This is a genomic window from Dietzia sp. WMMA184 (assembly GCF_002441635.1).
Lineage (GTDB): Bacteria > Actinomycetota > Actinomycetes > Mycobacteriales > Mycobacteriaceae > Dietzia > Dietzia kunjamensis.
In genome coordinates this window covers 2209290-2228915 of sequence record NZ_NXEI01000001.1, presented here as the reverse complement: position 1 = coordinate 2228915, position 19626 = coordinate 2209290, and the positions used below count along the sequence as shown (strand labels likewise).

Here is a 19626-nt window from a genome sequence, read left to right as displayed (position 1 = left end):
TTCATGCACCCGTCAGCCCCGGTTCGCGTTTGCCGGACCGGGCAAGTTCGGGGAGTCTTAGCGCATGAGTGGAACCGCCGAGATCTATGACGCCGTCCTCGACCCGGGCAAGTTGGACCTGCTCCGGGCCTGGGTCCGCCACCAGGAGTGGTTCGACGGCGACCCGGAGGGCCTCGAGCAGGTGACCGCCTACCGGTTCGTCGATCCCGCCGGCGAGGTCGGGATGGAGTCGTTCCTCCTCACCGACGGTGCCCGCACCTTCCACGTGCCCGTGACCTACCGCGGGTCCGAGCTCGACGACTCCGGTGACGCGCTGGTCGGCGAGATGGAGCACTCGGTACTCGGCCGCCGCTGGGTCTACGACGCCTCCGCTGATCCGGTCTACGTCGCCGAGGTCCGCCGGGTGATCAGCCACCGCGACGCCGCGGCCGACCATCTGCAGGTCGAGGACGGGTCGATCACGTCGTCGCCGGTCAACATCCGCGGCGGTGGCGACGGGATCCGCCAGGGCTCCGACTCGGTTCTGCACGTCATCCGGATCGTGTCCGAGGAGAACGACGCGGAGGCCGACCGCCCGCTCATCGGCTCGCCGGGCACGCTCAGCGCGACCTGGCAGGACGCGGACGGTTCGCACACCGCGGTCCTCGCCGTCGTCTCCTAGGGTTTCCGGCCCCGCCCCGCCCCGCCCGACACGCCCGGCCCCGCCCCCGAAACGGAACGCTCGCCCCGGCAATTGCCGGGGCGAGCGTGCACCATGTGGGGCGGGGCCGGTCGGCGGCGGGCCCTTGTGCCGTGGCGGGCGAGCGGTCAGGCGCTCTTGATCGCCGAGACCTCGATCTCCAGGGTGACCTTCTCGGAGACCAGCACGCCGCCGGTCTCGAGCGCGGCGTTCCAGGTGAGGTCGAAGTCGCTGCGGTTGATGACCGTGGTGCCCTCGAAGCCCGCGCGCTGGTTGCCGAACGGGTCGGTGGCGGTGCCCTCGTACTCGAACGGGATGGTCACGGACTTGGTGGTGCCCTTGATGGTGAGGTCGCCGGTCACGTCCACGCCGCCCGAGCCGTTGGCGGCGATCTTCGTGGAGGTGAACGTGATCTCCGGGTACGTCTCCATGTCGAAGAAGTCGTTGGACTTGAGGTGGCCGTCGCGATCGGCGTTGCGGGTGTCGATCGAGGAGGCGTTGATGGTGACCTGGGCGGTGGCGCCCTCGATGCCCTCGGCGGGCACGGTGACGGTGCCCGTGAAGTCGTTGAACGAGCCGCGGACCTTGGTGATCATCGCGTGGCGGGTGACGAAGCCCAGGCGGGTGTGGGTGTCGTCGAGGGTCCAGGTGCCGGTGAGGTCGGTGAGGTTGGCGGTCATGGTGACTCCTTCGGGTGGGGTTGCCCGGCCGGCGGGGCCGAGCAGTTAACTGTTGTGTCACCCAATATAGGCCGACCTCTATGACATGTCAACAACCCTGGGGAAGTCTCCCGTGGAACCGTGCGCCGACATCGCCGACGCACGTGTCGCTGCAGGTCGGCCCACGTGCCTCTCGAGGAAGTGCAGCGCGTGCTCGACGGCCCGGTCGTGGCACGGCCGGCCGGCGAAGAGGTCGAAGTGGTCGCCCGGGTAGTGCCGGACCTCGGCGCGCGCGGCGAAGGCGGCCGTCGCGGCGGCGTGCGGTGGGGCGCTGCGGTCGAGGTCGGCGATCTGGACCAGCACGGGGACGACGACGAGGTCTTCCGCGTGCCGGCCGGGCCGGAACGAGCCCAGCTCGGTGCCGATGGAGGCGCCCACCTCGTTGCGCCAGGTCGGCCCGGCGACGGAGGTATAGGCCTCCTCGTAGCCGTCCAGGGAGAGCAGCGCACTCGAGCCGGGCGGGCCGACGAGGGGGAGCAGCGGTTCGGGTCGTCCCGTCGCCGCCACGGCCTTGGCGGCGATCGCGGATCCCGTCGCCCGCAGGAGCGAGGCGGGCGTGTGCTGCCGGGCCGCGGCCAGTGCGGCGGCCCGCCCGTCGACCAGGGGGATCATGGAGATGACGGCCGCGATGTCGTCGCGGCCCCGGGCCACCTCCAGGACGTGACCGCCGGCGAGCGAGCAGCCCCACAGCACGATGCGCGCCGGGACGACGCCGGGTTGTGCGGCCGCGGCGTCGATGGCGGCCCGGTAGTCGTCCTGCTGGCCGGTGGGGGAGACGACCTGGCGGGGCCGACCGTCGGAGCGCCCGAAGCCGCGGTAGTCGAAGGCGAGCGCGGCGTACCCGGCGGCCGCGAACGCCTCCGCGAACGGCATGAGGCCGGAGTCCGCGGTACCGCCCAGCCCGTGGCCCAGCACCACGCAGGGGCTGCCCGCCTCACTGGCACGGGCGGCGTCACCGGCGCTCCCCGCACCGCCGGCGGCGGGTAGGAACCAGCCGCGACACTCGGCGGCGTCCGGCCCCGATCCGGACCGGAAGACGATGTCGACGGGGCTGGTCATGCGGTTCTCCCTGGGTCTGCCGCGGCATCCACCGTGGGGTCGGGTCGGCCGTACACCGAGCGGACCCACATGTCGGTGGCGACGGTGAGCAGTGGCTCGCGGGGGCCGTCGGTGTCGTAGGCCAGCTGCTCGAGCACGGTCTCGTTGATGTGGATCAGCCCCACCGCGAGTGCCTCGGGATCCACGCCGTCCGGCGCCCGACCGGCCGTGCGCTCGGTGCGCAGGAACTCGGCGATCGGGGCGGCCAGCGTCCGGCGGCCCTCGTTCCACAGCGCCCGGGTCTGTTCGTGCTTGCTGCGGGCGGTGAGCAGGGCCCGGTAGATGTGGGCGTTCTCCAACACGCGGTCGGTGAGCTTCTCGAGGGCTCCGGAGACGCGCGTGCGGAAGCCCCCCTCGCCGCCCACGATCGTCTCGACCGCCGCGCGGGCCTCGTCCTGTACCGCGGCCAGCAGGACGCCCACGGCGGCAGCCTTGGAGTCGAAGTAGAAGTAGAACGCGGACCTGGTGATCCCCGCGGACACGGTGAGGTCGGCCACCGAGATGTCGTCCAGGGCCGTGGTGCGCAGCCGGTCGTCGAGCGCGGCGAGCAGGGCCTCGCGGCGCCGGTCGCCGCGCGGGGAGGTGGTCGCCGAGGGGGCGGCCGGCGTCATGCCGTCACCCGGTCACGCAGGGCGGCGCCGCGCTCGCGGGCGCGCTCGAGGCCGTGGGGGATCTCCCGGGTGCGCAGGTCGCGTTCGTAGAGGAAGTAGTCGACCTGCTGCTGGTGGCGGGGTGTGTCGAGCATGTGGCCGATGTACTTCTTCTCGTCCTCCACGATCACCCGCTCCATCTCCGCCACCGGCGGGGTGCGGTACAGCCCGGCCGCCCACGCCGCCACCAGCCGGGCCTGCGCCTCGACGAACGGGAACAGGGTCGGGGTGGACTGGGCGAAGCCGACAAAGGCGAGGTCCTCGATGCCCGGGGTGAAAATCCGCTTGTAGAGCGGGACGTGGTTGTGGGCGTCGGCGCTGAGGAAGTCCCGGTCGAAGAACGGGAACGTGGTGTTGTACCCGGTGGCCTGGATGATCACGTCGAACTCGCCGCTGGTCCCGTCCTCGAAGTGCACCGTCCGGCCGTCCAGTCGGGCGATGTCCCCCTTGGCGACGACGTCCCCGGACCCCAGCCGCAGCGGCAGTTCGACGGACTGCGTGGGGTGGGCCTCGAAGAACTTGTGGTTGGGGGTCGGCAGGCCGTACTCCTCCGGCCGGCCGGCCGACATCGGCTGCATCGCCTGGATGGCCTTGCGCTGCCACGAGTACGGGATGTACGGGAAGGTCGCGAAGTACTTGTCGGCCGGCTTGCCGGCGATGTACTTGGGCACGATCCACGCACCCGACCGGGTGGACAGCGTCACCTCGTTGCGCATGACCTTGGACGACAGCTCCACGACGATGTCCGCGGCGCTGTTGCCGAGGCCCACCACGAGGATCTTCTTGTCCATGAGGTGCAGCGGATCCCACGGGTCGACGTAGGCGTGGGAGTGGATCATCTCCCCGGTGAACTCGCCGGGGAAGTCGGCGAAGCGCGGGTCCCAGTGGTGCCCGTTGCCCACCACGAGCCCGTCGAAGCGGAGCGTCTCGGTCTCGCTGGCCCCGCCCGTGCCGCCGGCCCCGGCCTGTGCGGCCGACCCGGTGCGCGACGTGGTCAGTTCCCACCCGCCGTCCGGCAGGCGCTCGGCATGCTCGACCCGTGTCTCGAACTCGATGGCCGGCAGCAGGCCGAACGCCTCGGCGTAGTCGTCCAGGTACTGCTTGATCTGGCTGTGGTGGGGGAAGTCCGGGAACTCCTCCGGCATCGGGAAGTCCCGGAAGCTCAGCTGGTGCTTGGACGTGTCGATGTGCAGCGAGCGGTAGGCACTCGAGCTGCCGTTGGGGTTGTCGAACGCCCAGTTCCCGCCGATCCGGTCCGACGCCTCGAAGCACACCGCGTCAATCCCGTAGTCGCGGAGCATCTTCAGCGTCGTCAGGCCGCTGATGCCCGCGCCGATCACGGCGATTGTGCAGGTCGATGTCATGCGAACCCCTTCGGCGGATCTCTCGGCGAGGCAGACTCGCCGACAAGAGAGCTATGGCGCAGATCACACTATGGCCCGTGTTGACGGTCGTCAACAGCTTCCTCCGGCCCGGCGGACCACCCCGCCGAGGCCGGTCGTCAACCCTACTGGAGGCCCCGTGGACACGGATCGCACACGCGTCCCCACCACTGACCGCGAGAGTTCCTCGGACGGTTCCGATCTGGCCGAACGCGGCCGGTTCGCCGTCGTCGTGGGCGGGGCGTCGGGGATCGGGTGGGCCACCGCCCGCGCTCTCGCCGCCGGGGGGTGGCAGGTCACGATCGGGGACCTCGACGCCGAGTCGGCCGCCGCCCGCGCCGCCGAGCTCGGCCCGGCGCACCGGGCGTGCGCCGTCGACGTGACCGACGAGGCGTCGGTCGAGGCGCTGTTCGCGGGGACCGCCCCGGACCTGGTGGTCACGACCGCCGGCGTCAGCACGCTGGGCCTGGTGACGGACCACGACACCGCCGAGTTCCGCCGGGTCGTCGACGTGTGTCTGACCGGCGCGTTCCTGGTGTTCAAGCACGGCGGCCGAGCGGTCCGGGACGGCGGGTCAATAGTCGCGATCGCCTCGCTCAAGGCGCGGCAGCCCGGCCGGGGGATGGCGGCCTACTGTGCCGCCAAGGCGGGCCTGGTGATGCTCGTCCAGGTCGCGGCCCTCGAGCTGGGCGAGCGGGGGGTGCGGGTCAACACCGTCTCGCCGGGCTTCCTCGTCACCCCGCTCACCGAGCCCGTCCTGCAGATCCCCGGCCTGGCCGAGGAGTACGCCGAGAACTCCGCGATCGCCCACCGGGGGACCCCGGAGGACGTCGCCCGCGCCGTGCTCCACCTCGCCGAGGCGGACTGGATGGCGGGGGAGGACCTGGCGATCGACGGTGGCGCCCAGCTGCGCCGCTACCCGGATGTGCTCGGACTGGCGACCAGGGCATTCTCGTGACCGCGCCCAGGTCGGTGACCGCCCTCCGCGGCCCCCAGCTGGCCGGGGCGTCGGCCGTCGTCACCGGCGGCGGGTCCGGGATCGGCGCGGCCCTCTGCCGCGCCCTCGTGGCGGCCGGCGCGCACGTGGTGGTGGCGGACATCGACCTCGCCGCCGCGCGTCGGGTCGCCGAGGACGTGACGACGACGAGGTCCGGCCCCGGCGCCGGGTCGGCAGGGGCCGGGAGTGCCGAACCGGCGCACCTCGACGTCACCGATGCCGCAGCGGTGGCCGCCCTCGTCGAGGAGGTGGTCTCCACCCGGGGCGGGCTGGACCTGATGTTCGCCAACGCCGGCATCACCTGGGGTGGCGACACCGGCAAGCTGACCCTGGAGCAGTGGAACGCGATCATCGACGTCAAGGTCCGTGGGGTGGTCCACTGCGTGCACGCCGCGTACCCGCACATGATCGACCGTGGGGCCGGCGCGATCGTGCTCACCGCGTCGATGGGCGGGTTGTGCCCGGCGGGGCTCATCACCAGCTACGCGATGACCAAGCACGCGGTCGTCGGGCTCGGACTGTCGCTGCGCGCCGAGGCCGCGGGACACGGGGTGGGCGTGACGGTGGTGTGCCCGGCGGCCGTGGACACCGCAATCCTGGACAAGGGCGAGCTCGACGGTTTCGACGGTCGCCACTTCTACCTCGACGGCCAGGGCGTGCGCCGGCCGCTGGACCCCGACCGGCTGGCGGCGAGCGTGCTCGACGGTGTCGCCCGCAACCGTGCTCTCGTGATCGAGCCCGCCCGCGCCCGGGCGGCACACCCCGCCTTGTAGATGACGGATCAACTATGCTGACCGCATGAACTCGTCAGCCTCCGCACCCGACCCCGCGACGCCCACCTCGTCGTCGTCGCCCTCCACCCACGACGCCACCCACGGTGACCCCTCCACCCAGGATGTCGCCTTCGGTCTCGACACCTTCGGCGACGTCACCGTCGACCGCGGCGGTCGGCCCGTCCACCACGCGCAGGTCCTGCGTGACGTCGTGGAGCAGGCCGTCCTGGCCGACCAGGTGGGCGTCGACGCGTTCGGCATCGGCGAGCACCACCGCCCCGACTTCGCCGTCTCCGCCCCGGACGTCCTGCTGGCCGGCATCGCCACCCGCACCGAGCGCATCACGCTGGGCTCGGCGGTCACGGTCCTGTCGAGCGATGACCCCATCCGCGTCTTCCAGCGCTTCGCCACCATCGACGCCCTGTCGAACGGGCGGGCCGAGGTCGTGCTGGGCCGTGGGTCGTTCACCGAGTCGTTCCCGCTGTTCGGCCTCGATCTCGCCCGGTACGAGCAGCTGTTCAGCGAGAAGCTCGACCTGTTCGCCGCCCTGCTGCCCGAGGGGCCGGTGACGTGGTCCGGTGAGCTGCGTCCGCCGCTGGTCGACCAGCACGTCTACCCCAAGACCGAGCACGGGCTGAACGCGTGGATCGCCGTCGGCGGCAGCCCGGAATCCGTGGTGCGCGCGGCCCGCTACCGGATGCCGCTCATGCTCGCGATCATCGGCGGCCCCGCCGGCCGGTTCGCCCCCTTCGCCGACCTGTACCGCGAGGCCAATGCCCAGTTCGCGGGTGCCGGGTCGGCCGGTGGGGGAACGGCCGGTGGGGGAGCGGCCGCGCCGCGCCTGCCGATCGCCGTGCACTCGCCCGGGTTCGTCGCCGAGACCGACGCCCGGGCCGCCGAGCTGTCCGCGCGCCACTGGCTGGTCAACCGCAACCAGATCGGCCGCGAGCGCGGCTGGGGCGACGCGACCGAAGCCGACTTCCACCGCGAGGTCCGATCGGGCGCCATGTACGTCGGGTCCCCCGAGACGGTCGCGCAGAAGATCGCCACCACCGTCCGCACGCTGGGCCTGGACCGCTTCGACCTCAAGTACGCCAGCGGCCCGACCCCGCACGACGACCTCATGACCTCCGTCGACCTCTACGGCCGCAAGGTCATCCCGCGCGTGCGGGAGTTGCTCGCCGAGGCCGGGTACACCGCGGGTGTGCCGCAGACGGTCTCGAGGGTGTGACGGTGGCGTGTGACGTGGGTCTGTGACCCAGGTATCGCCGGGGCCCGCCGATCTGCACGACGGGGCCCGGCGGGATTACGGTGATGCCATGCTGTTCGCGTTCTCCGTCGCCCCCACGTCCACCGCGGACGACTCGGCATCCATGAGTCGCGCGGTCGCGGAAGCCGTCCGCGTGGTCCGCGACTCCGGCCTGCCGTACGAGACCACCTCGATGTTCACCACCATCGAGGGCGAGTGGGACGAGGTCATGCCCGTCATCCGCGCCGCCACGGACGCCGTGCTGGCCGTGGCGCCGCGCGTGAGCCTGGTGCTCAAGGCGGACCTGCGGCCCGGCCGGTCGGGGGAGCTGCGCGGCAAGGTGGAGCGGGTCGAGCGCCACCTCGCGGACGGCCGGGAGTCCGACGACGAGGGGGGTCGCGCGTGACCTCTCCCCACCCGTTCAACGGGATCGCGGACCGGGCGGAGTCGGCCATCGACCACGTGGCGCGGTCACGGAGTCGGACGGCGGTGGCGTACGTCGCGGCCACCGTGCTCGGCGGGCTCGGTGCGCTCGTGGTGGTGGTTGTGCAGGTGCTCTCCGGCCGGGCCGCGATGTTGGACGTGCTGTTGTGGCTCGCGATGGCGGTCATGCTGTTCGGCGCTGCGGCGCACCGCTGGTGGCTCGGCGGGCGCAACGAGGAACGCTCCCGCCGGATCGCGGCGTCGATCCGCCCCGAGCAGATCGCCGCGGCGATGCGCGGTTCCTCCGGGGAGATCGACGCGGTGCGCCGCCTGCGGGTCGCCCACCCCGGCCTCGGGCTGCGTGACGCCTACGAGCTCTACCAGCACCACTCCCGCGAGCTGCGCTGACGCCTCCAGGGCGACCGCCGGCCCCGCCGCCGGGGCCGGCCGGTCAGCACCCCCCGGCGCCGCCGAGTGCCCCGGCGACGATCGCGTGCGTGCGCGCGTCGACGGCCATCCCTCCGTGCGAGTTCGGTCGGCCCCCGCACGCGTCCTCGGGAACGACCCACCGCACGCCCGGACCGGGGACGAAGCTGCGCTCGGGAGGGAGCAGGTGGTCGCCGCGCGTGGCGATGAGCGTGTAGCCGACGCCGGGCAGGAACGGGGTGCGGTCGAGCCCGTACCAGGCGGCGATCAGCGGGCTGCCCGGGGACAGTTCGGCCAGTCCCCGCAGGTTCGCGGCCCACAGGCCCAGAGCCGCGACCTCGCGCGGCAGCTGGTTCGGGATGAGGCCGCTGTTGTCGGCGCCCCAGTACCCGCCCACGGAGACCACGCGGTTCACCGCGCCCGGCCGCAGCACCTTGGTGGTGTACCCGGCGATCGCGGCGCCCTGCGAGTAACCGACCAGGTCCACCTGCTCGGCCCCGGTCACCGCGCGTACGTGGTCGATCACCCCGGCCAGTTGCGGTCCCGATGCGGCGACGATCGAGTCGAGCCCGCCGCGCGCCGGGTTGCCCGCGTAGGCGCCGAGGGTCGGGGCGATCACGCAGAAGCCCTGACGGCGTAGCGGATCGCCGAGGCGCGGCATCGTGTCGGCCCCGTTGTCGAAGGTCCCGTGGACGAGGATCACCGGCCGCGGATGCGCCACGGTGGGTCGGCAGGTCACGGGCGCGGCCGCGGCGGCGGGCGGACCGGGATCGCCGATCGGCCCGTTGATCCCGTTCAGGGCCTCGGTGACGTACGGCCCCAGTTCGCCGGTGGGGTCGAGGTCGCGCAGGTAGTCGCCGAGCGGGCCGAGCTGGACCTGCGCCCGGGCCGCCGGCGTGACCCGGTCCGCGACCCGGTCCGGCACCGGGCCCACCCCGGTGGCGACGGGGATCGACAGCGCGAGGGCGGCGAGCGCACCGGCCAGTCCGGTGCGGCGCGCTCGGCTTCTGCGGCTCGTGCGGTGCGCCGGGCGACGGCCGGCCGGGCGTGAGGGTGTGCGGGAACCGAGCATTTCAGACCCCCCGGGGCGTGACGGTCAGACCAGTATGCGTCCCGGACTCAGCGAGGGGAACCGCAGCGCCTCACGAAACCGGCGCGCCTCACGAAACCGGCGCGCCTCACGAAACCGGCGCGCCGCGCGACTACCCGGTGACCATCGCATGCCCCGTCTGCGGGGCGCCCGCACCCGGCAGCGACCACGAGGGCAGGATCGACACACATGAGGGCAGCGTTCGACGCCGCGGTGGACCGCCACGGTCCCACCGTGCTGCGGGTGTGCCGCGCGGTGCTCGGCCCGGGCCCCGACGCCGACGACGCCTGGTCCGAGACGTTCCTCTCCGCACTCCGCGCCTGGCCCAGGCTGCCCGACGACACCGACGTCGAGGCCTGGCTCGTCCGGGTCGCGCACCGCCGGGCGGTGGACGTGGTGCGGCGTTCGGTCCGGGAGGCCGCACCGAGCGGGGCCGCCGACGACGTCGCCGTTCTCGACGCCCGCACACCACGTCCCGGGGGCGCGCGGGGAGCGACGGGGGTCGACGACGACGAGGTCGGCGATCCGCGGGTCTGGGATGCGGTCGCCGCCCTGCCCACCCGGCAGCGCATCTGTGTGGCCTACCGGTATCTGGGCGGGCTCCGCTATGCCGAGATCGCCGGACTCGCCGGCGGCACCGAGGCGGCGGCCCGGCGCGCGGCCGCGGACGGGATCGCCCGCCTGCGCACCACGCTTGGACCGCACGGTCACCTCGACCAGCACAGTCCCCTCGAACCGCACAGTCACCTCGAACCGCGCCGTGCTCTCGAACCGCACCGTCCCACGGAGGAGATGTCATGACCGACCCGATCCACGATCCGGCGGCGCACGACCCGGCGGCGCCCGAACCGGCGGCGCCCGATCCGGCAGCGGACGACCCTGCGATCTCCGAGGCCGGCGCGGCGTCGATCCTGCGGTCCGCCCCCGCCGACACGACCCGACTGCGGGATCGCCTGGCCCGCGACGCCGAGCGCGAGGGCCTGGTCGACGTGGCCTACCGCAGCGTCGACACCCCGATCGGTGGGCTGCTGTTGGCCGCGTCCCCGGCCGGGTTGGTGTACGTGGCGTTCGAGGTGGAGGATTCCGGGGTGGTCCTTGAGATGTTGGCCGACCGGGTCGGACCCCGGATCCTCGGCGCGCCTTCGGGGTCGCCGGTGCTCGACGCGGCCGCGGCCCAGATCGACCAGTACCTCGACGGCCGCCGCCGCGAGTTCGACCTGCCCCTCGACACCCGCCTCGCCCGCGGGTTCCGTGGTGAGGTCCAACAGCATCTGGCCCGGGTCGGGTACGGGCGGACCGCGACCTACCGCGAGATCGCCGTCGAACTCGACCGGCCCGGCGCCGTCCGCGCGGTGGGGTCGGCCTGCGCGACCAATCCGCTGCCGCTGGTGTGGCCGTGTCACCGGATCCTGCGCTCGGACGGCGGACTGGGCGGCTACCGGGGCGGGCTCGCGGCCAAGCAGCGGCTCCTCGAGATGGAATCGGCGGCGTGACCGCGGCGCAGCTCCTCGGCCTGTTCGGTGTCTGGGCGATCGCGGTGGTCTCGCCGGGGCCCGACGTCGTCGTCGTCCTCCAACGTGCCCTCGCCGGACGGCGTCAGGGTCTCGCGACCGCGCTGGGGATCGTCACCGGCCTGACGGTGTGGCTCGCGGCCGCGTTCGCCGGAGTCGCCACCCTCGTGCGCGTGTACCCGCAGGTCATGACCGGTCTCCAGGTCGCCGGCGGACTCCTGTTGGCGACCCTCGGCGTGCTCGGTCTGCGCGGCTGGTGGCGCTCGCGCCGTGCGACCCCACCGCCGGCCACCGCCGCACCCACCACCGCCGCACCCGCCACCACCGCCCCGCCCTCGGATCCGCTACTCGGAATCGGGATCCGCTACCCGGATTCGGATAGCGGATCCCGAATCGGCGTAGCGGATCTGGTGCCACGGGCGGACTTCACCCGCGGTCTGGTCACCAACCTCGCCAACCCCAAGGCCCTGGTGTTCTTCGGCGCGGTGCTCACCCCGTTCCTCCGCGAGGAGGTCTCGCCCGCGTGGTCGGTGGCCCTGGTCGCCGGGATGATCGCGGTCGCGCTCGCCTGGTTCGGCGGTCTCGCGCTGCTGGCCTCGCACCGGGTGGTCAACGAGCGGGTCGGACGGCTGCTGCCCGGGGTCGACGTCGTGGCCAGCACACTGTTCGTGGTGGTGGGGGTGGCGTTCGTGGTCACCGCGCTCGCGTAAGGCGCGCGCGGGCTAGGTTCTGCTCCATGGATTCTCAGGTCGACCGTCGCAGCTGGGTGCGCGTGGCCCTCGCGGTGTTCGCGGTGGGCTGGGGCGCCAACCAGTTCGCCCCGCTGCTGCATCTGTACCGCGCCGAGCTGGGACTGTCGCAGTCCAGCGTCACCGCGATCTTCAGCGTCTACATCGTCGGTCTGCTGCCCACCCTGCTGGTCGCCGGCCGGTGGTCCGACCGCAACGGCCGCCGTGTGCTCATGCGGCCCGTCCTGGTCCTGTCGCTGCTGGCGACCCTGTTCATGCTGCTGGGGCCGCAGGATTCTCTGTGGCTGTACCTGGGTCGGTTCCTCGCCGGGCTGGCGTCCGGGGCGGCGTTCGGGGCCGGCAGTGCCTGGGTGCGTGAGCTCTCCGCCGGCGGGCCGCCCGGCACCGGTGCGCGGCGCGCGGCCATCGCGCTGACCGGCGGGTTCGGGCTCAGCGGCCTGGCGGCGGGCATGGTCGGGGAGTTCGCCCCCGCCCCGCTCTTCTCGGCGTACCTTCCGCATCTGATCCTCGGCACGATCGCGCTGGTCGCGGCGTGGGGCGCCGCGGACCCGTACCAGCCGCACGACGGGCCGGAGGCCGCCCCGCTCATCCCCGCCACGGCCGGCACCCGCCGGTTCCTCCTCGGGGTCGCGCCGTGGGCCCCGCTGGTGTTCGGCTGCGCCAGCATGTCGTTCGCGGTGCTCGCCGACCTGCTGGGCGGGGACGCCTTCGGCCGGCCCACCCTGTACGCGGGCGTCATGGTGGGCGTCACGCTGGGCGCCGGGGTGCTGGTCCAACCCGCCGTCCGCAGGATCGCGGCCGCGTCACCGCCGTCCCGGCCGCCGGTCATGGGACTCGCCGCCGCCTCGCTCGGGATGGCCGCCGGAGCGCTGCTGGCCGCCTCGCCCGCACTCCCCGGCCGCGCCCTGTGGCTGCTGCCCGTCGCGGTCCTGCTCGGCGTGGGATACGCCACGCTCCTGGTGGCGGGGCTGGTCGAGGTCGAGCTGCAGTCCGGGCCGCGGGACCACGCCGGGCTCGTGGCCGTGTTCTACGTCCTGGCCTACCTCGGGATGGCCACGCCGTACGTGCTCGCCGAGCTCTCGCGCGCCGGCGGTCCGGTCCCGTGGATCGCCGGGCTGGCGGTGGTGTGCGCGCTGCTCATCCCGCTCACCCAGCGACAGCTACGCTAGCCGGCACGTCGAGGATCACCCCGAGTTGCGCAGGGCCGTGGCCAGGCCGTTCATGGTCAGCTGGATGCCGGTTCGCACCGCCGGGTCGGAGTCCCCGGCGCGGTAGCGGCGCAGCAGCTCGACCTGCAGCACGTTGAGCGGTTCGAGGTAGGGGAAGCGGTTGCGCACCGAGCGGGCCAGCGCCGGGTTGTCGTCCAACAGCGTCTCCTGCCCCGTGATCTCCAGCAGCATCTCGCGGGTCAGCTCGAACTCGTCGGTGAGCACCCCGTGGATCCGCCGACCCACCTCGGCGTCCGGGACGAGTTCGGCGTAGCGACCGGCCAGCCCCATGTCCGCCTTGGCCATCACCTGCGCCATGTTGGACAGGGTCGTGCGCAGGAAGGGCCAGTCGTCGTTCAGCCGCCGGAGCGTGGCCAGTCTCTCCCCGGCCGCCGCCTCGCCCTCGGCGTCGACCCACTGCCGCAGTGCGGTGCCCACGCCGAACCAGCCGGGCAGCATCACCCGCGACTGCGACCACGACAGCACCCACGGGATCGCCCGCAGATCCTCGACGCTCGACGTCTGCTTGCGGGAGGACGGCCTGGACCCGATGTTGAGTTCCCCGATCTCGGCGACCGGGGTGGAGGTGGTGAAGTACTCGATGAACCCCGGGTCGTCGTGCACCAGGGACGCGTACGCCGCCCGCCCGAGCCGCGCGAGCTCGGCCATCACCCCGTACGCCTCCCCGGCCCGGTCGCCCAGACCCTCGACGTCGAGCAGCGAGGCCTCGAGCGTCGCCGCCACGAGCGCCTCGAGGTTCCGGCGGGCCCGCCGCGGCTCGGAGTACTTGGCCGAGATGACCTCGCCTTGCTCGGTGATCCGCAGCGCGCCCTGCACCGCGCCCGGCGGCTGGGCCAGGATCGCCTCGTAGGAGTTGCCGCCACCCCGGCCGACGGCCCCGCCGCGCCCGTGGAAGTAGCGCAGGTGCACACCCGCCCGGGTCGCGGCCTCGGCGAGGTCGCGTTCGGCCTGGTAGAGGGCCCAGTTGGCGGCCAGGTACCCGCCGTCCTTGTTGGAGTCCGAGTAGCCGAGCATCACCTCCAGCACATCGCCCTGCGCCCGGATGAGCGCCCGGAACTGCGGGATCGCGAGCGCCGCGTCGAGGATGTCCGGCCCCGCCGCCAGGTCGTCGATAGTCTCCAGCAGCGGGATCAGCCGAACGCTCGAGCGGGGCTCCGCCGGGTCACCGGAGAACAATCCGACCTCGCGCAGCAACACCGCCGGCTCGAGCAGGTCGGAGACCGTCCCGCACATGGACACGATGTAGTGCGGCACCACCTCCGGGCCGAGCAGGTCCACCGCCGCGGCGGCCGCCCGCATCACCCCGAGTTCTTTGGCCGCCAGCTCTGACAGCTCCGCGCGCGGGCCGAGCAGCGGCCGGTCGTGCGAGAGCTCGCGCAGCAGCAGCTCCACCCGGGCGTCCTCGTCCAGCGCCGAGTAGTCCTCGCCCACCCCGGCCAGGGCGAACAGCTCGGTGAGCACCTCCTCGTGCGACTCCGAGTTCTGCCGCATGTCGAGTGCCTGCAGGTGGAACCCGAACGTCCGTACCGCCCACCGCAGGTCCCGCAGACGCGGCGACCGCGCCAGCTCGCCACCGCAGGCCCCGAGCGCGGCGTCGATGACATCCAGATCGGTCAGCATCTCCGCCGGGGAGGTGTAGGCCTCGTCGTCGTCGTGACCGATCGCGTCCGGCGACGATCCGGGTGACGACGACGAGGACCTCACCCGCGCGGCGAGCCGACGGCGGACCACCCGCACCGCGCGGCGGAACGGCACGTCCTCGCGCGCGGCGGCGAGCTCCCCGTCCGTCTCCACCAGCGAGTCCGCGAGGTCGCTGAGCCCGGTGGGCACGTCCACGACCCGCCGCGAGAGGGGCAGCTCCCGCTCGAGCAGCCGCAGTTCCTCCGTGTAGTGGCGGTGCAGTAGCGCGGCGGCCTGCTCGGTGGCGAAGCGCACCACGTCGCCGGTGACGTACGGGTTGCCGTCGCGGTCCCCGCCGATCCACGAGCCGGGGCGCACGACGGGGCGGTCGCCGGAGCCGAGACGGTCGGCGATCTCCGCGTTGAGCGGCGGGATCACGTCGATGAGCGTGGCCTCGTGGTACTGCAGGCCGCCCAGGACCTCGTCTTCGATCCGGGGGCGCTGGCTGCGGATGATCGCCGTCTGCCACAGCGTGAGCACCTGCCGGCGGATGTCCTGCTCCACCTGCTCGAGCTCGGCATCGGTGACGCGGTCCCGGTGCCCCGCCTCGTCCGACCCCGTGCGCAGGGCGTCGCGGCGGCGCATGAGGTCCAGCACCCGTCGGGTGATCTCGAAGACCGAGCGCCGGCGGGTCTCGGTGGGGTGCGCCGTGAGTACGGGCGCCACCCGGGCCGTCGCGCGCACCGCCTCCAGCCTCGCGGGCTCTGGTTCGTTCTCGGCCAGTCGCGCCCAGGTCGCCTCGAGATCCCCGTCCGGCGGCGGCTCGCCCGCAGCGGTGTGGATGCGGCGACGGCGCTCCTGGTGGAGGTCCTCGGCGACGTTGGCCAGCAGCGCGAACAGGGAGAACGCCCGGATGACGGGGATCATCTCGGTGGCGGGCACATCGGTGAACAGGGCCGCCACCTCGTCGCGGTCGGCCTCCGAGCGGCGGACGGCGAACGCGGTGCGCCGGGCGGTCTCCACCAGGTCGAAGACCGTCCCGCCCGCCTGGTCGCGCACCGTGTCGCCGAGCACGGCTCCGAGGAAACGCACGTCGTCGCGCAGGGGCCGCACGGCGTCGTCGAGCCGCTCGGAATCGTCCGGCTCGGGCACGTCCGAGGCGGTGGCGGGCGCGTCGGATCTGGTGGGATCGGCCATGGCTGCCACAGTAGGCGCGCCGTATGACATCCGCGTGAATCCCGCCGCCGAACCCCCGCCCCGCCGTCGATAGATCCCCGGGACATCCCCGATGCGCGGATCCCGCCCGGCGAGGACACTGGAGGCATGACCCAGCAGCCCGGCTACCACCAGTACGGCGACCACCAGTTCGGACAGGGTGGGTACGGCGATCCCCGGTACGGGAACCAGCCCCCGGCCGTCGGCCCGGACGACCGCACCCCCGCGGCACTGGCGCACGCGTCAAGCCTCATCGCGATGGCGCTCTCGGCCGGGTGGCTCTCGTTCGTCGGCCCGCTCGTGATGTGGCTGATCTACAAGGACCGCAGCCCGTTCGTCCGCCAGGCCGCCGCCGGGTCGTTCAACTTCAACCTCGGCCTGTGGATCATGAGCATCGTGGGCTGGATCTTCATCCTCACGGTGATCGGCCTGCCCATCGGCCTCATCCTGCTCGCGGTGTCCTTCCTCGCGCAGATCATCGGCCACGTCATCGGTACCGTTCGTGCGACCCAGGGCCGGACGATCAACTACCCGTTCCAGCTGCGCGTCCTGCGCTGAGCGCGCTCCCCGGCCAGCGGCCGAGCCCTCACGCCCCCCTCGTCACACCCCCACGGGCCGGCGCCCGTGGAGCTCGTACTCGGCGAGCAGGGCCGCGCGGTCGGCGTCAGTGAGCGGCCGGTAGACGTCGTCGTCGCCCGCCGCACCGCCACGCAGGTAGACCTCGCCGGGCTCGATCCAGGACTCGCGTCGCAGGCTGGGCTTGGAGATCTTCCGCGTGGCGGTGACCGGCATCTCGGTCATGACGCGCACGAACCGCGGCGCCCACTTGGTGCCCATGTCGGGCTGGGTGCGGCAGAATTCGGAGAACGCGTCGGCGTCGAACTCCACGCCGGGTTCGAGCTGGATGGCGGCCATGACCTGGTCGCCGGTGCGCGGGTCCGGGACCGGGTAGACGGCCACGACGAGCACGCCGGGGAACCGGTCGAGGATGCGCTCGACGGGCCCGGCGGAGAAGTTCTCGCTGTCCACGCGGATCCTGTCACCGGAGCGGCCGGCGAAGTAGAAGTACCCGTCCGCGTCGCGGTAGCCCAGGTCACCGGTGTGGAAGACCTCGCCGACGTTGCGTTCGGCGGTGGCCTCGGGGTTGCGGTAGTAGCCCTCGAACAGCTTCGCGCCGGTGACGTTGCAGATCTCGCCGATCGCCTCGCCGGCGTTGACCAGGCCGCCGTTGGCATCGAACTCGGCCCGGGGGCATTCGTTCTCCTCCGCGTCGAGGATCGCGACGTGCATGTAGGCGCCGGCCACGCCGAGCGCGCCGGGCGGGGTGTCCTCGGTGTGGCTGATCACCACACCGCCCTCGCTGCTGCCGTACGACTCGAGCGGGGTCACGCCGAAACGGCGCTCGAACTCGGTCCGGTCGTGGACGGAGGCCTCGGTGCCGAAGACGACCCGCAGGCGCGTCTGCTTCTCCTCGGGCACCTCGGGCTGGGCGAGGATGTACGACAGTGACCGGCCGACGTAGTTGAAGTAGCTGGCGTTAAACCGCAGCACGTCGGGCAGGAACCCCGAGGCGGAGAACTTGCGGCGCATCGCGAAGGTGCAGCCGACGTACGCGGACGGGGCGAACGCGGCGAAGAGGGCGTTGCCGTGGAACAGGGGCATCGCGCTGTAGGCCACGTCGTCGCGGACGAGGCCCCGGTAGTTGATGGTGCCCATCATGGCCATGCGGCCGGTCGAGCACATGACGGCCTTGGGGGCGCCGGTCGAGCCGGAGGTGAACAGCAGGGCCAGCAGGGTGTGGGGGTCGCGGGCGCTCTCCGGGTGCAGTCGGGGCTCGGCGCCGGCGTGATCGGCGAGCAGGCCGCGCCACGTGTCGGAGTCGATGTCGAACTGCGCGGCGACGCCGGTGTCGAGGCCCTCGAGCAGGGCGGTGCCGTCCGAGTCGGTGACGATCACGTCGCAGTCCACGCCCCGTATGTCGGAGGCGAGTTCGGCGCCGCGCCGGGTGGGGTTGATGCCGACGATGGTCACGCCCGCGAGCGCGGCACCGCACAGGGTGAACAGGTACTCGGGCACGTTCTCCAGGAGGATGCCCACGTGGAGGTGCTTGTAGGGGTCGGGTCGGTCCGCGTACGAGTCGGAGTGCTCCTCCGCCCAGCCGCGCAGGATCTCCGCGCGGACGGCGGCCTCGGCGACGAACTCGCGCCAGGTCCACGCGGAGTCTTCGAACAGCAGTCCCGGGTGGTCGTCGGTGGAACGCTCGATGAGGATGTCGCCGAACGTGGCGTGCTGCATGTCGTGCCCGGGATTGAAGTCTGCTGTGGTCATGAGATCGGACACTAGGCGACCGGGCCCCGTCGCACAGGCGAAACGGCCAGCAACATTGACAGGTGTCAGCCTCGGTGGTCACCGGCCCACTCGGTGGGCGTGTCCGGCCGGCATCGGGTAGGAACGAGGCGACGGCGCGCCACGTGGGCGCGCGGGGATCGAACAGGGGCGTGGGATGGTCGGCGAACACGGCGGGAACGTCGACGTGGACGAGGGTGTCGTCCGGGGATCCGACGACGACGAGGTCGGCCTCGACCGGGACGGATTCGTCGTCAGCGATGTCCGACTCACCAGCGTCCACAATTTCCGGGACGTGGCCGGCCCGGGCTACGCACTCCGTCCGTCCGGGTCGATGGCCCGCGGTCTCGTCTACCGGTCCACGACTCTCGCGGTGGGCGACCACGACCTCGCGGTGCTCGAGAAACTGGGCGTCTCGACCGTCGTCGACCTGCGCACCGGCGCCGAGATCGACAAGCAGCCCGACGTCGTCCCCGCCGGGGCCGAGTACCTGCCGATCGACGTGCTGGGCGGGCACACCTCGGCGGCGACCCTCAGTGCGTCCGGCCTGGCCGGGGCCGAGGAGGCGCGGCGCGAGATGGCCGCGACATACGAGCGGTTCGTGGTGGGTGATCACGAGCGGCGGGCGTTCGGTCGGGCCGTCCACGCCCTGGCCGTGTCGTCCGGCCCGGCGATCGTGCACTGCACGGCGGGCAAGGACCGCACCGGGTGGGTCTCGGCGCTGGTGCAGTTGGTCGCCGGTGTCCGGGAGGAGGATGTGATCGCGGATTACCTGCTCACGCAGGAGATGTCCGCGGACTTCGTCTCCTCCATCCGTACCTACGTGCAGGCGGAGATGCCCGACAAGCTCGAGGCGATAGAGGTGCTCATCGGCGTCGAGGAGGCCAACCTCCGCCGCTCCCTGGATGCGTTGGCCCGCGAGTTCGGTGACGCGCGGCGATACCTCGTGGAGGGCGCGGGGGTGGAGGAGGCGGCTGTCGACGAGTTGTCCGCGCGGTTCAGGCGGGGCTGACCAGGATAGGGATGGCTCAGTCGGCGATGGTTCAGGCGGCGATGACCAGCGCGCCGACGACGCCGCCGAACCCGATCGCCTGGAGCGTGACCGCGATCGTCCGCCCGAGTTCGGTGCGGGCCGCCGCGTGGACCCGGGGGCCGGCCAGCGTGATCGCGAAGACCATGACGATGGCCGCGACCGCGGTGAGCGAGCCGGCCAGTCTGGACGCCACCCCGTAGACCGCGGCGATGCCGATCAGGCCGCCCGCCAGCGCGGCGATGATCGTCGTCAGTGGCGCCGGGAGGACGGTGGCGTGGGTGGTGGGGTGGGTGAGTGTCCCGGTGCCGGGGCGGGTGCCGCCGTCGACGCCCGGGGTCGCCGTGGTCTCCGATCCGCCCCGCCGACGCTCCTCAACCATCTGGGTGTTGCTCATGATCCGGACCCTACGCAGCGATCCTCTCCGGAACCTCGGCCTT

Annotated in this window: 20 protein-coding genes; 12 read left to right on the top strand and 8 right to left on the bottom strand. The window is 72.7% G+C overall.

The window, feature by feature from the left end; genetic code table 11:
* Positions 1-64: 64 nt before the first annotated feature.
* Complete coding sequence (locus CK206_RS10215) at positions 65-661, top strand: hypothetical protein (protein ID WP_096906324.1); 597 nt, start codon at positions 65-67, stop codon at positions 659-661.
* A gap of 146 nt (positions 662-807) precedes the next feature.
* On the opposite strand, the gene CK206_RS10210 is transcribed toward CK206_RS10215, so the two are convergent.
* The 4 genes from CK206_RS10210 to CK206_RS10195 form a co-directional block, all read right to left on the bottom strand.
* Positions 808-1359: a YceI family protein gene (locus tag CK206_RS10210; RefSeq protein WP_067715464.1), complete on the bottom strand. Its 552-nt coding sequence runs from the start codon at positions 1357-1359 to the stop codon at positions 808-810.
* 78 nt (positions 1360-1437) lie between these two features.
* The gene (locus CK206_RS10205) at positions 1438-2457 is read right to left on the bottom strand and encodes an alpha/beta fold hydrolase (protein ID WP_096906323.1); all 1020 of its coding nucleotides are present in this window, start codon (positions 2455-2457) and stop codon (positions 1438-1440) included.
* Entirely contained in the window at positions 2454-3107 is a 654-nt protein-coding gene (locus CK206_RS10200) for a TetR/AcrR family transcriptional regulator (RefSeq protein WP_096906322.1), read from the bottom strand. Before CK206_RS10200 ends, CK206_RS10205 begins: the two co-directional genes overlap by 4 nt.
* On the bottom strand, positions 3104-4510 hold the full coding sequence (locus CK206_RS10195; RefSeq protein ID WP_096906321.1) for an NAD(P)/FAD-dependent oxidoreductase: 1407 nt from the start codon (positions 4508-4510) through the stop codon (positions 3104-3106). Before CK206_RS10195 ends, CK206_RS10200 begins: the two co-directional genes overlap by 4 nt.
* Positions 4511-4730: 220 nt before the next feature.
* Here CK206_RS10195 and CK206_RS10190 point away from each other — a divergent pair, with 220 nt between their 5' ends.
* From CK206_RS10190 to CK206_RS10170, 5 genes are all read left to right on the top strand, one after another.
* Positions 4731-5486: an SDR family NAD(P)-dependent oxidoreductase gene (locus CK206_RS10190; protein ID WP_254050685.1), complete on the top strand. Its 756-nt coding sequence runs from the start codon at positions 4731-4733 to the stop codon at positions 5484-5486.
* The gene (locus CK206_RS10185) at positions 5483-6298 is read left to right on the top strand and encodes an SDR family oxidoreductase (protein WP_254050543.1); all 816 of its coding nucleotides are present in this window, start codon (positions 5483-5485) and stop codon (positions 6296-6298) included. The genes CK206_RS10190 and CK206_RS10185 overlap by 4 nt, the downstream gene beginning before the upstream one ends.
* 25 nt (positions 6299-6323) lie before the next feature.
* Entirely contained in the window at positions 6324-7529 is a 1206-nt protein-coding gene (locus CK206_RS10180) for an LLM class flavin-dependent oxidoreductase (protein ID WP_096906319.1), read from the top strand.
* Positions 7530-7617: 88 nt separating this feature from the next.
* Positions 7618-7953: an MTH1187 family thiamine-binding protein gene (locus CK206_RS10175; protein WP_069389774.1), complete on the top strand. Its 336-nt coding sequence runs from the start codon at positions 7618-7620 to the stop codon at positions 7951-7953.
* Positions 7950-8378, top strand: coding sequence for a hypothetical protein (locus CK206_RS10170; RefSeq protein ID WP_096906318.1), 429 nt, complete (start codon positions 7950-7952; stop codon positions 8376-8378). The genes CK206_RS10175 and CK206_RS10170 overlap by 4 nt, the downstream gene beginning before the upstream one ends.
* A 43-nt stretch (positions 8379-8421) precedes the next feature.
* Here CK206_RS10170 and CK206_RS10165 read toward each other — a convergent pair whose 3' ends face one another.
* On the bottom strand, positions 8422-9468 hold the full coding sequence (locus CK206_RS10165; RefSeq protein ID WP_096906317.1) for a triacylglycerol lipase: 1047 nt from the start codon (positions 9466-9468) through the stop codon (positions 8422-8424).
* A gap of 207 nt (positions 9469-9675) precedes the next feature.
* Between CK206_RS10165 and CK206_RS10160 the strand changes: the two genes are divergently transcribed.
* The 4 genes from CK206_RS10160 to CK206_RS10145 are packed head-to-tail and all read left to right on the top strand — an operon-like array spanning position 9676 to position 12915.
* Positions 9676-10287 carry an RNA polymerase sigma factor gene (locus tag CK206_RS10160; protein ID WP_082923859.1) on the top strand — a complete coding sequence of 204 codons (612 nt, stop codon included), beginning with the start codon at positions 9676-9678 and terminating at the stop codon, positions 10285-10287.
* Positions 10284-10979: a methylated-DNA--[protein]-cysteine S-methyltransferase gene (locus CK206_RS10155; protein ID WP_082923858.1), complete on the top strand. Its 696-nt coding sequence runs from the start codon at positions 10284-10286 to the stop codon at positions 10977-10979. The genes CK206_RS10160 and CK206_RS10155 overlap by 4 nt, the downstream gene beginning before the upstream one ends.
* Complete coding sequence (locus CK206_RS10150) at positions 10976-11707, top strand: LysE family translocator (protein ID WP_096906316.1); 732 nt, start codon at positions 10976-10978, stop codon at positions 11705-11707. The genes CK206_RS10155 and CK206_RS10150 overlap by 4 nt, the downstream gene beginning before the upstream one ends.
* Before the next feature lie 26 nt (positions 11708-11733).
* Positions 11734-12915 (top strand): MFS transporter, encoded by a 1182-nt coding sequence (locus CK206_RS10145; RefSeq protein WP_096906315.1) that lies wholly within the window; start codon positions 11734-11736, stop codon positions 12913-12915.
* Between the two features lie 15 nt (positions 12916-12930).
* Here CK206_RS10145 and ppc read toward each other — a convergent pair whose 3' ends face one another.
* Complete coding sequence (gene ppc, locus CK206_RS10140) at positions 12931-15792, bottom strand: phosphoenolpyruvate carboxylase (protein ID WP_254050542.1); 2862 nt, start codon at positions 15790-15792, stop codon at positions 12931-12933.
* 126 nt (positions 15793-15918) lie between these two features.
* On the opposite strand from ppc, the gene CK206_RS10135 reads away from it, so the two are divergent.
* On the top strand, positions 15919-16368 hold the full coding sequence (locus CK206_RS10135) for a DUF4870 domain-containing protein (protein ID WP_096906314.1): 450 nt from the start codon (positions 15919-15921) through the stop codon (positions 16366-16368).
* Positions 16369-16410: 42 nt separating this feature from the next.
* On the opposite strand, the gene CK206_RS10130 is transcribed toward CK206_RS10135, so the two are convergent.
* Positions 16411-18138: an AMP-binding protein gene (locus CK206_RS10130; RefSeq protein WP_254050541.1), complete on the bottom strand. Its 1728-nt coding sequence runs from the start codon at positions 18136-18138 to the stop codon at positions 16411-16413.
* A gap of 175 nt (positions 18139-18313) precedes the next feature.
* Here CK206_RS10130 and CK206_RS10125 point away from each other — a divergent pair, with 175 nt between their 5' ends.
* Entirely contained in the window at positions 18314-19168 is an 855-nt protein-coding gene (locus CK206_RS10125; protein WP_096906313.1) for a tyrosine-protein phosphatase, read from the top strand.
* Positions 19169-19199: 31 nt separating this feature from the next.
* On the opposite strand, the gene CK206_RS10120 is transcribed toward CK206_RS10125, so the two are convergent.
* Complete coding sequence (locus CK206_RS10120) at positions 19200-19583, bottom strand: hypothetical protein (RefSeq protein WP_096906312.1); 384 nt, start codon at positions 19581-19583, stop codon at positions 19200-19202.
* Positions 19584-19626 lie beyond the last annotated feature (43 nt).

What these genes read in the sequence shown, in the direction of transcription:
- CK206_RS10215 (WP_096906324.1), top strand. Translation starts at nt 65, where the DNA reads ATGAGTGGAACCGCCGAGATCTATGACGCCGTCCTCGACCCGGGCAAG.
- CK206_RS10210 (WP_067715464.1), bottom strand. Translation starts at nt 1,359, where the DNA reads ATGACCGCCAACCTCACCGACCTCACCGGCACCTGGACCCTCGACGAC.
- CK206_RS10205 (WP_096906323.1), bottom strand. Translation starts at nt 2,457, where the DNA reads ATGACCAGCCCCGTCGACATCGTCTTCCGGTCCGGATCGGGGCCGGAC.
- CK206_RS10200 (WP_096906322.1), bottom strand. Translation starts at nt 3,107, where the DNA reads ATGACGCCGGCCGCCCCCTCGGCGACCACCTCCCCGCGCGGCGACCGG.
- CK206_RS10195 (WP_096906321.1), bottom strand. Translation starts at nt 4,510, where the DNA reads ATGACATCGACCTGCACAATCGCCGTGATCGGCGCGGGCATCAGCGGC.
- CK206_RS10180 (WP_096906319.1), top strand. Translation starts at nt 6,324, where the DNA reads ATGAACTCGTCAGCCTCCGCACCCGACCCCGCGACGCCCACCTCGTCG.
- CK206_RS10175 (WP_069389774.1), top strand. Translation starts at nt 7,618, where the DNA reads ATGCTGTTCGCGTTCTCCGTCGCCCCCACGTCCACCGCGGACGACTCG.
- CK206_RS10165 (WP_096906317.1), bottom strand. Translation starts at nt 9,468, where the DNA reads ATGCTCGGTTCCCGCACACCCTCACGCCCGGCCGGCCGTCGCCCGGCG.
- CK206_RS10160 (WP_082923859.1), top strand. Translation starts at nt 9,676, where the DNA reads ATGAGGGCAGCGTTCGACGCCGCGGTGGACCGCCACGGTCCCACCGTG.
- CK206_RS10155 (WP_082923858.1), top strand. Translation starts at nt 10,284, where the DNA reads ATGACCGACCCGATCCACGATCCGGCGGCGCACGACCCGGCGGCGCCC.
- CK206_RS10145 (WP_096906315.1), top strand. Translation starts at nt 11,734, where the DNA reads ATGGATTCTCAGGTCGACCGTCGCAGCTGGGTGCGCGTGGCCCTCGCG.
- ppc (WP_254050542.1), bottom strand. Translation starts at nt 15,792, where the DNA reads ATGGCCGATCCCACCAGATCCGACGCGCCCGCCACCGCCTCGGACGTG.
- CK206_RS10135 (WP_096906314.1), top strand. Translation starts at nt 15,919, where the DNA reads ATGACCCAGCAGCCCGGCTACCACCAGTACGGCGACCACCAGTTCGGA.
- CK206_RS10130 (WP_254050541.1), bottom strand. Translation starts at nt 18,138, where the DNA reads ATGACCACAGCAGACTTCAATCCCGGGCACGACATGCAGCACGCCACG.
- CK206_RS10125 (WP_096906313.1), top strand. Translation starts at nt 18,314, where the DNA reads ATGGTCGGCGAACACGGCGGGAACGTCGACGTGGACGAGGGTGTCGTC.
- CK206_RS10120 (WP_096906312.1), bottom strand. Translation starts at nt 19,583, where the DNA reads ATGAGCAACACCCAGATGGTTGAGGAGCGTCGGCGGGGCGGATCGGAG.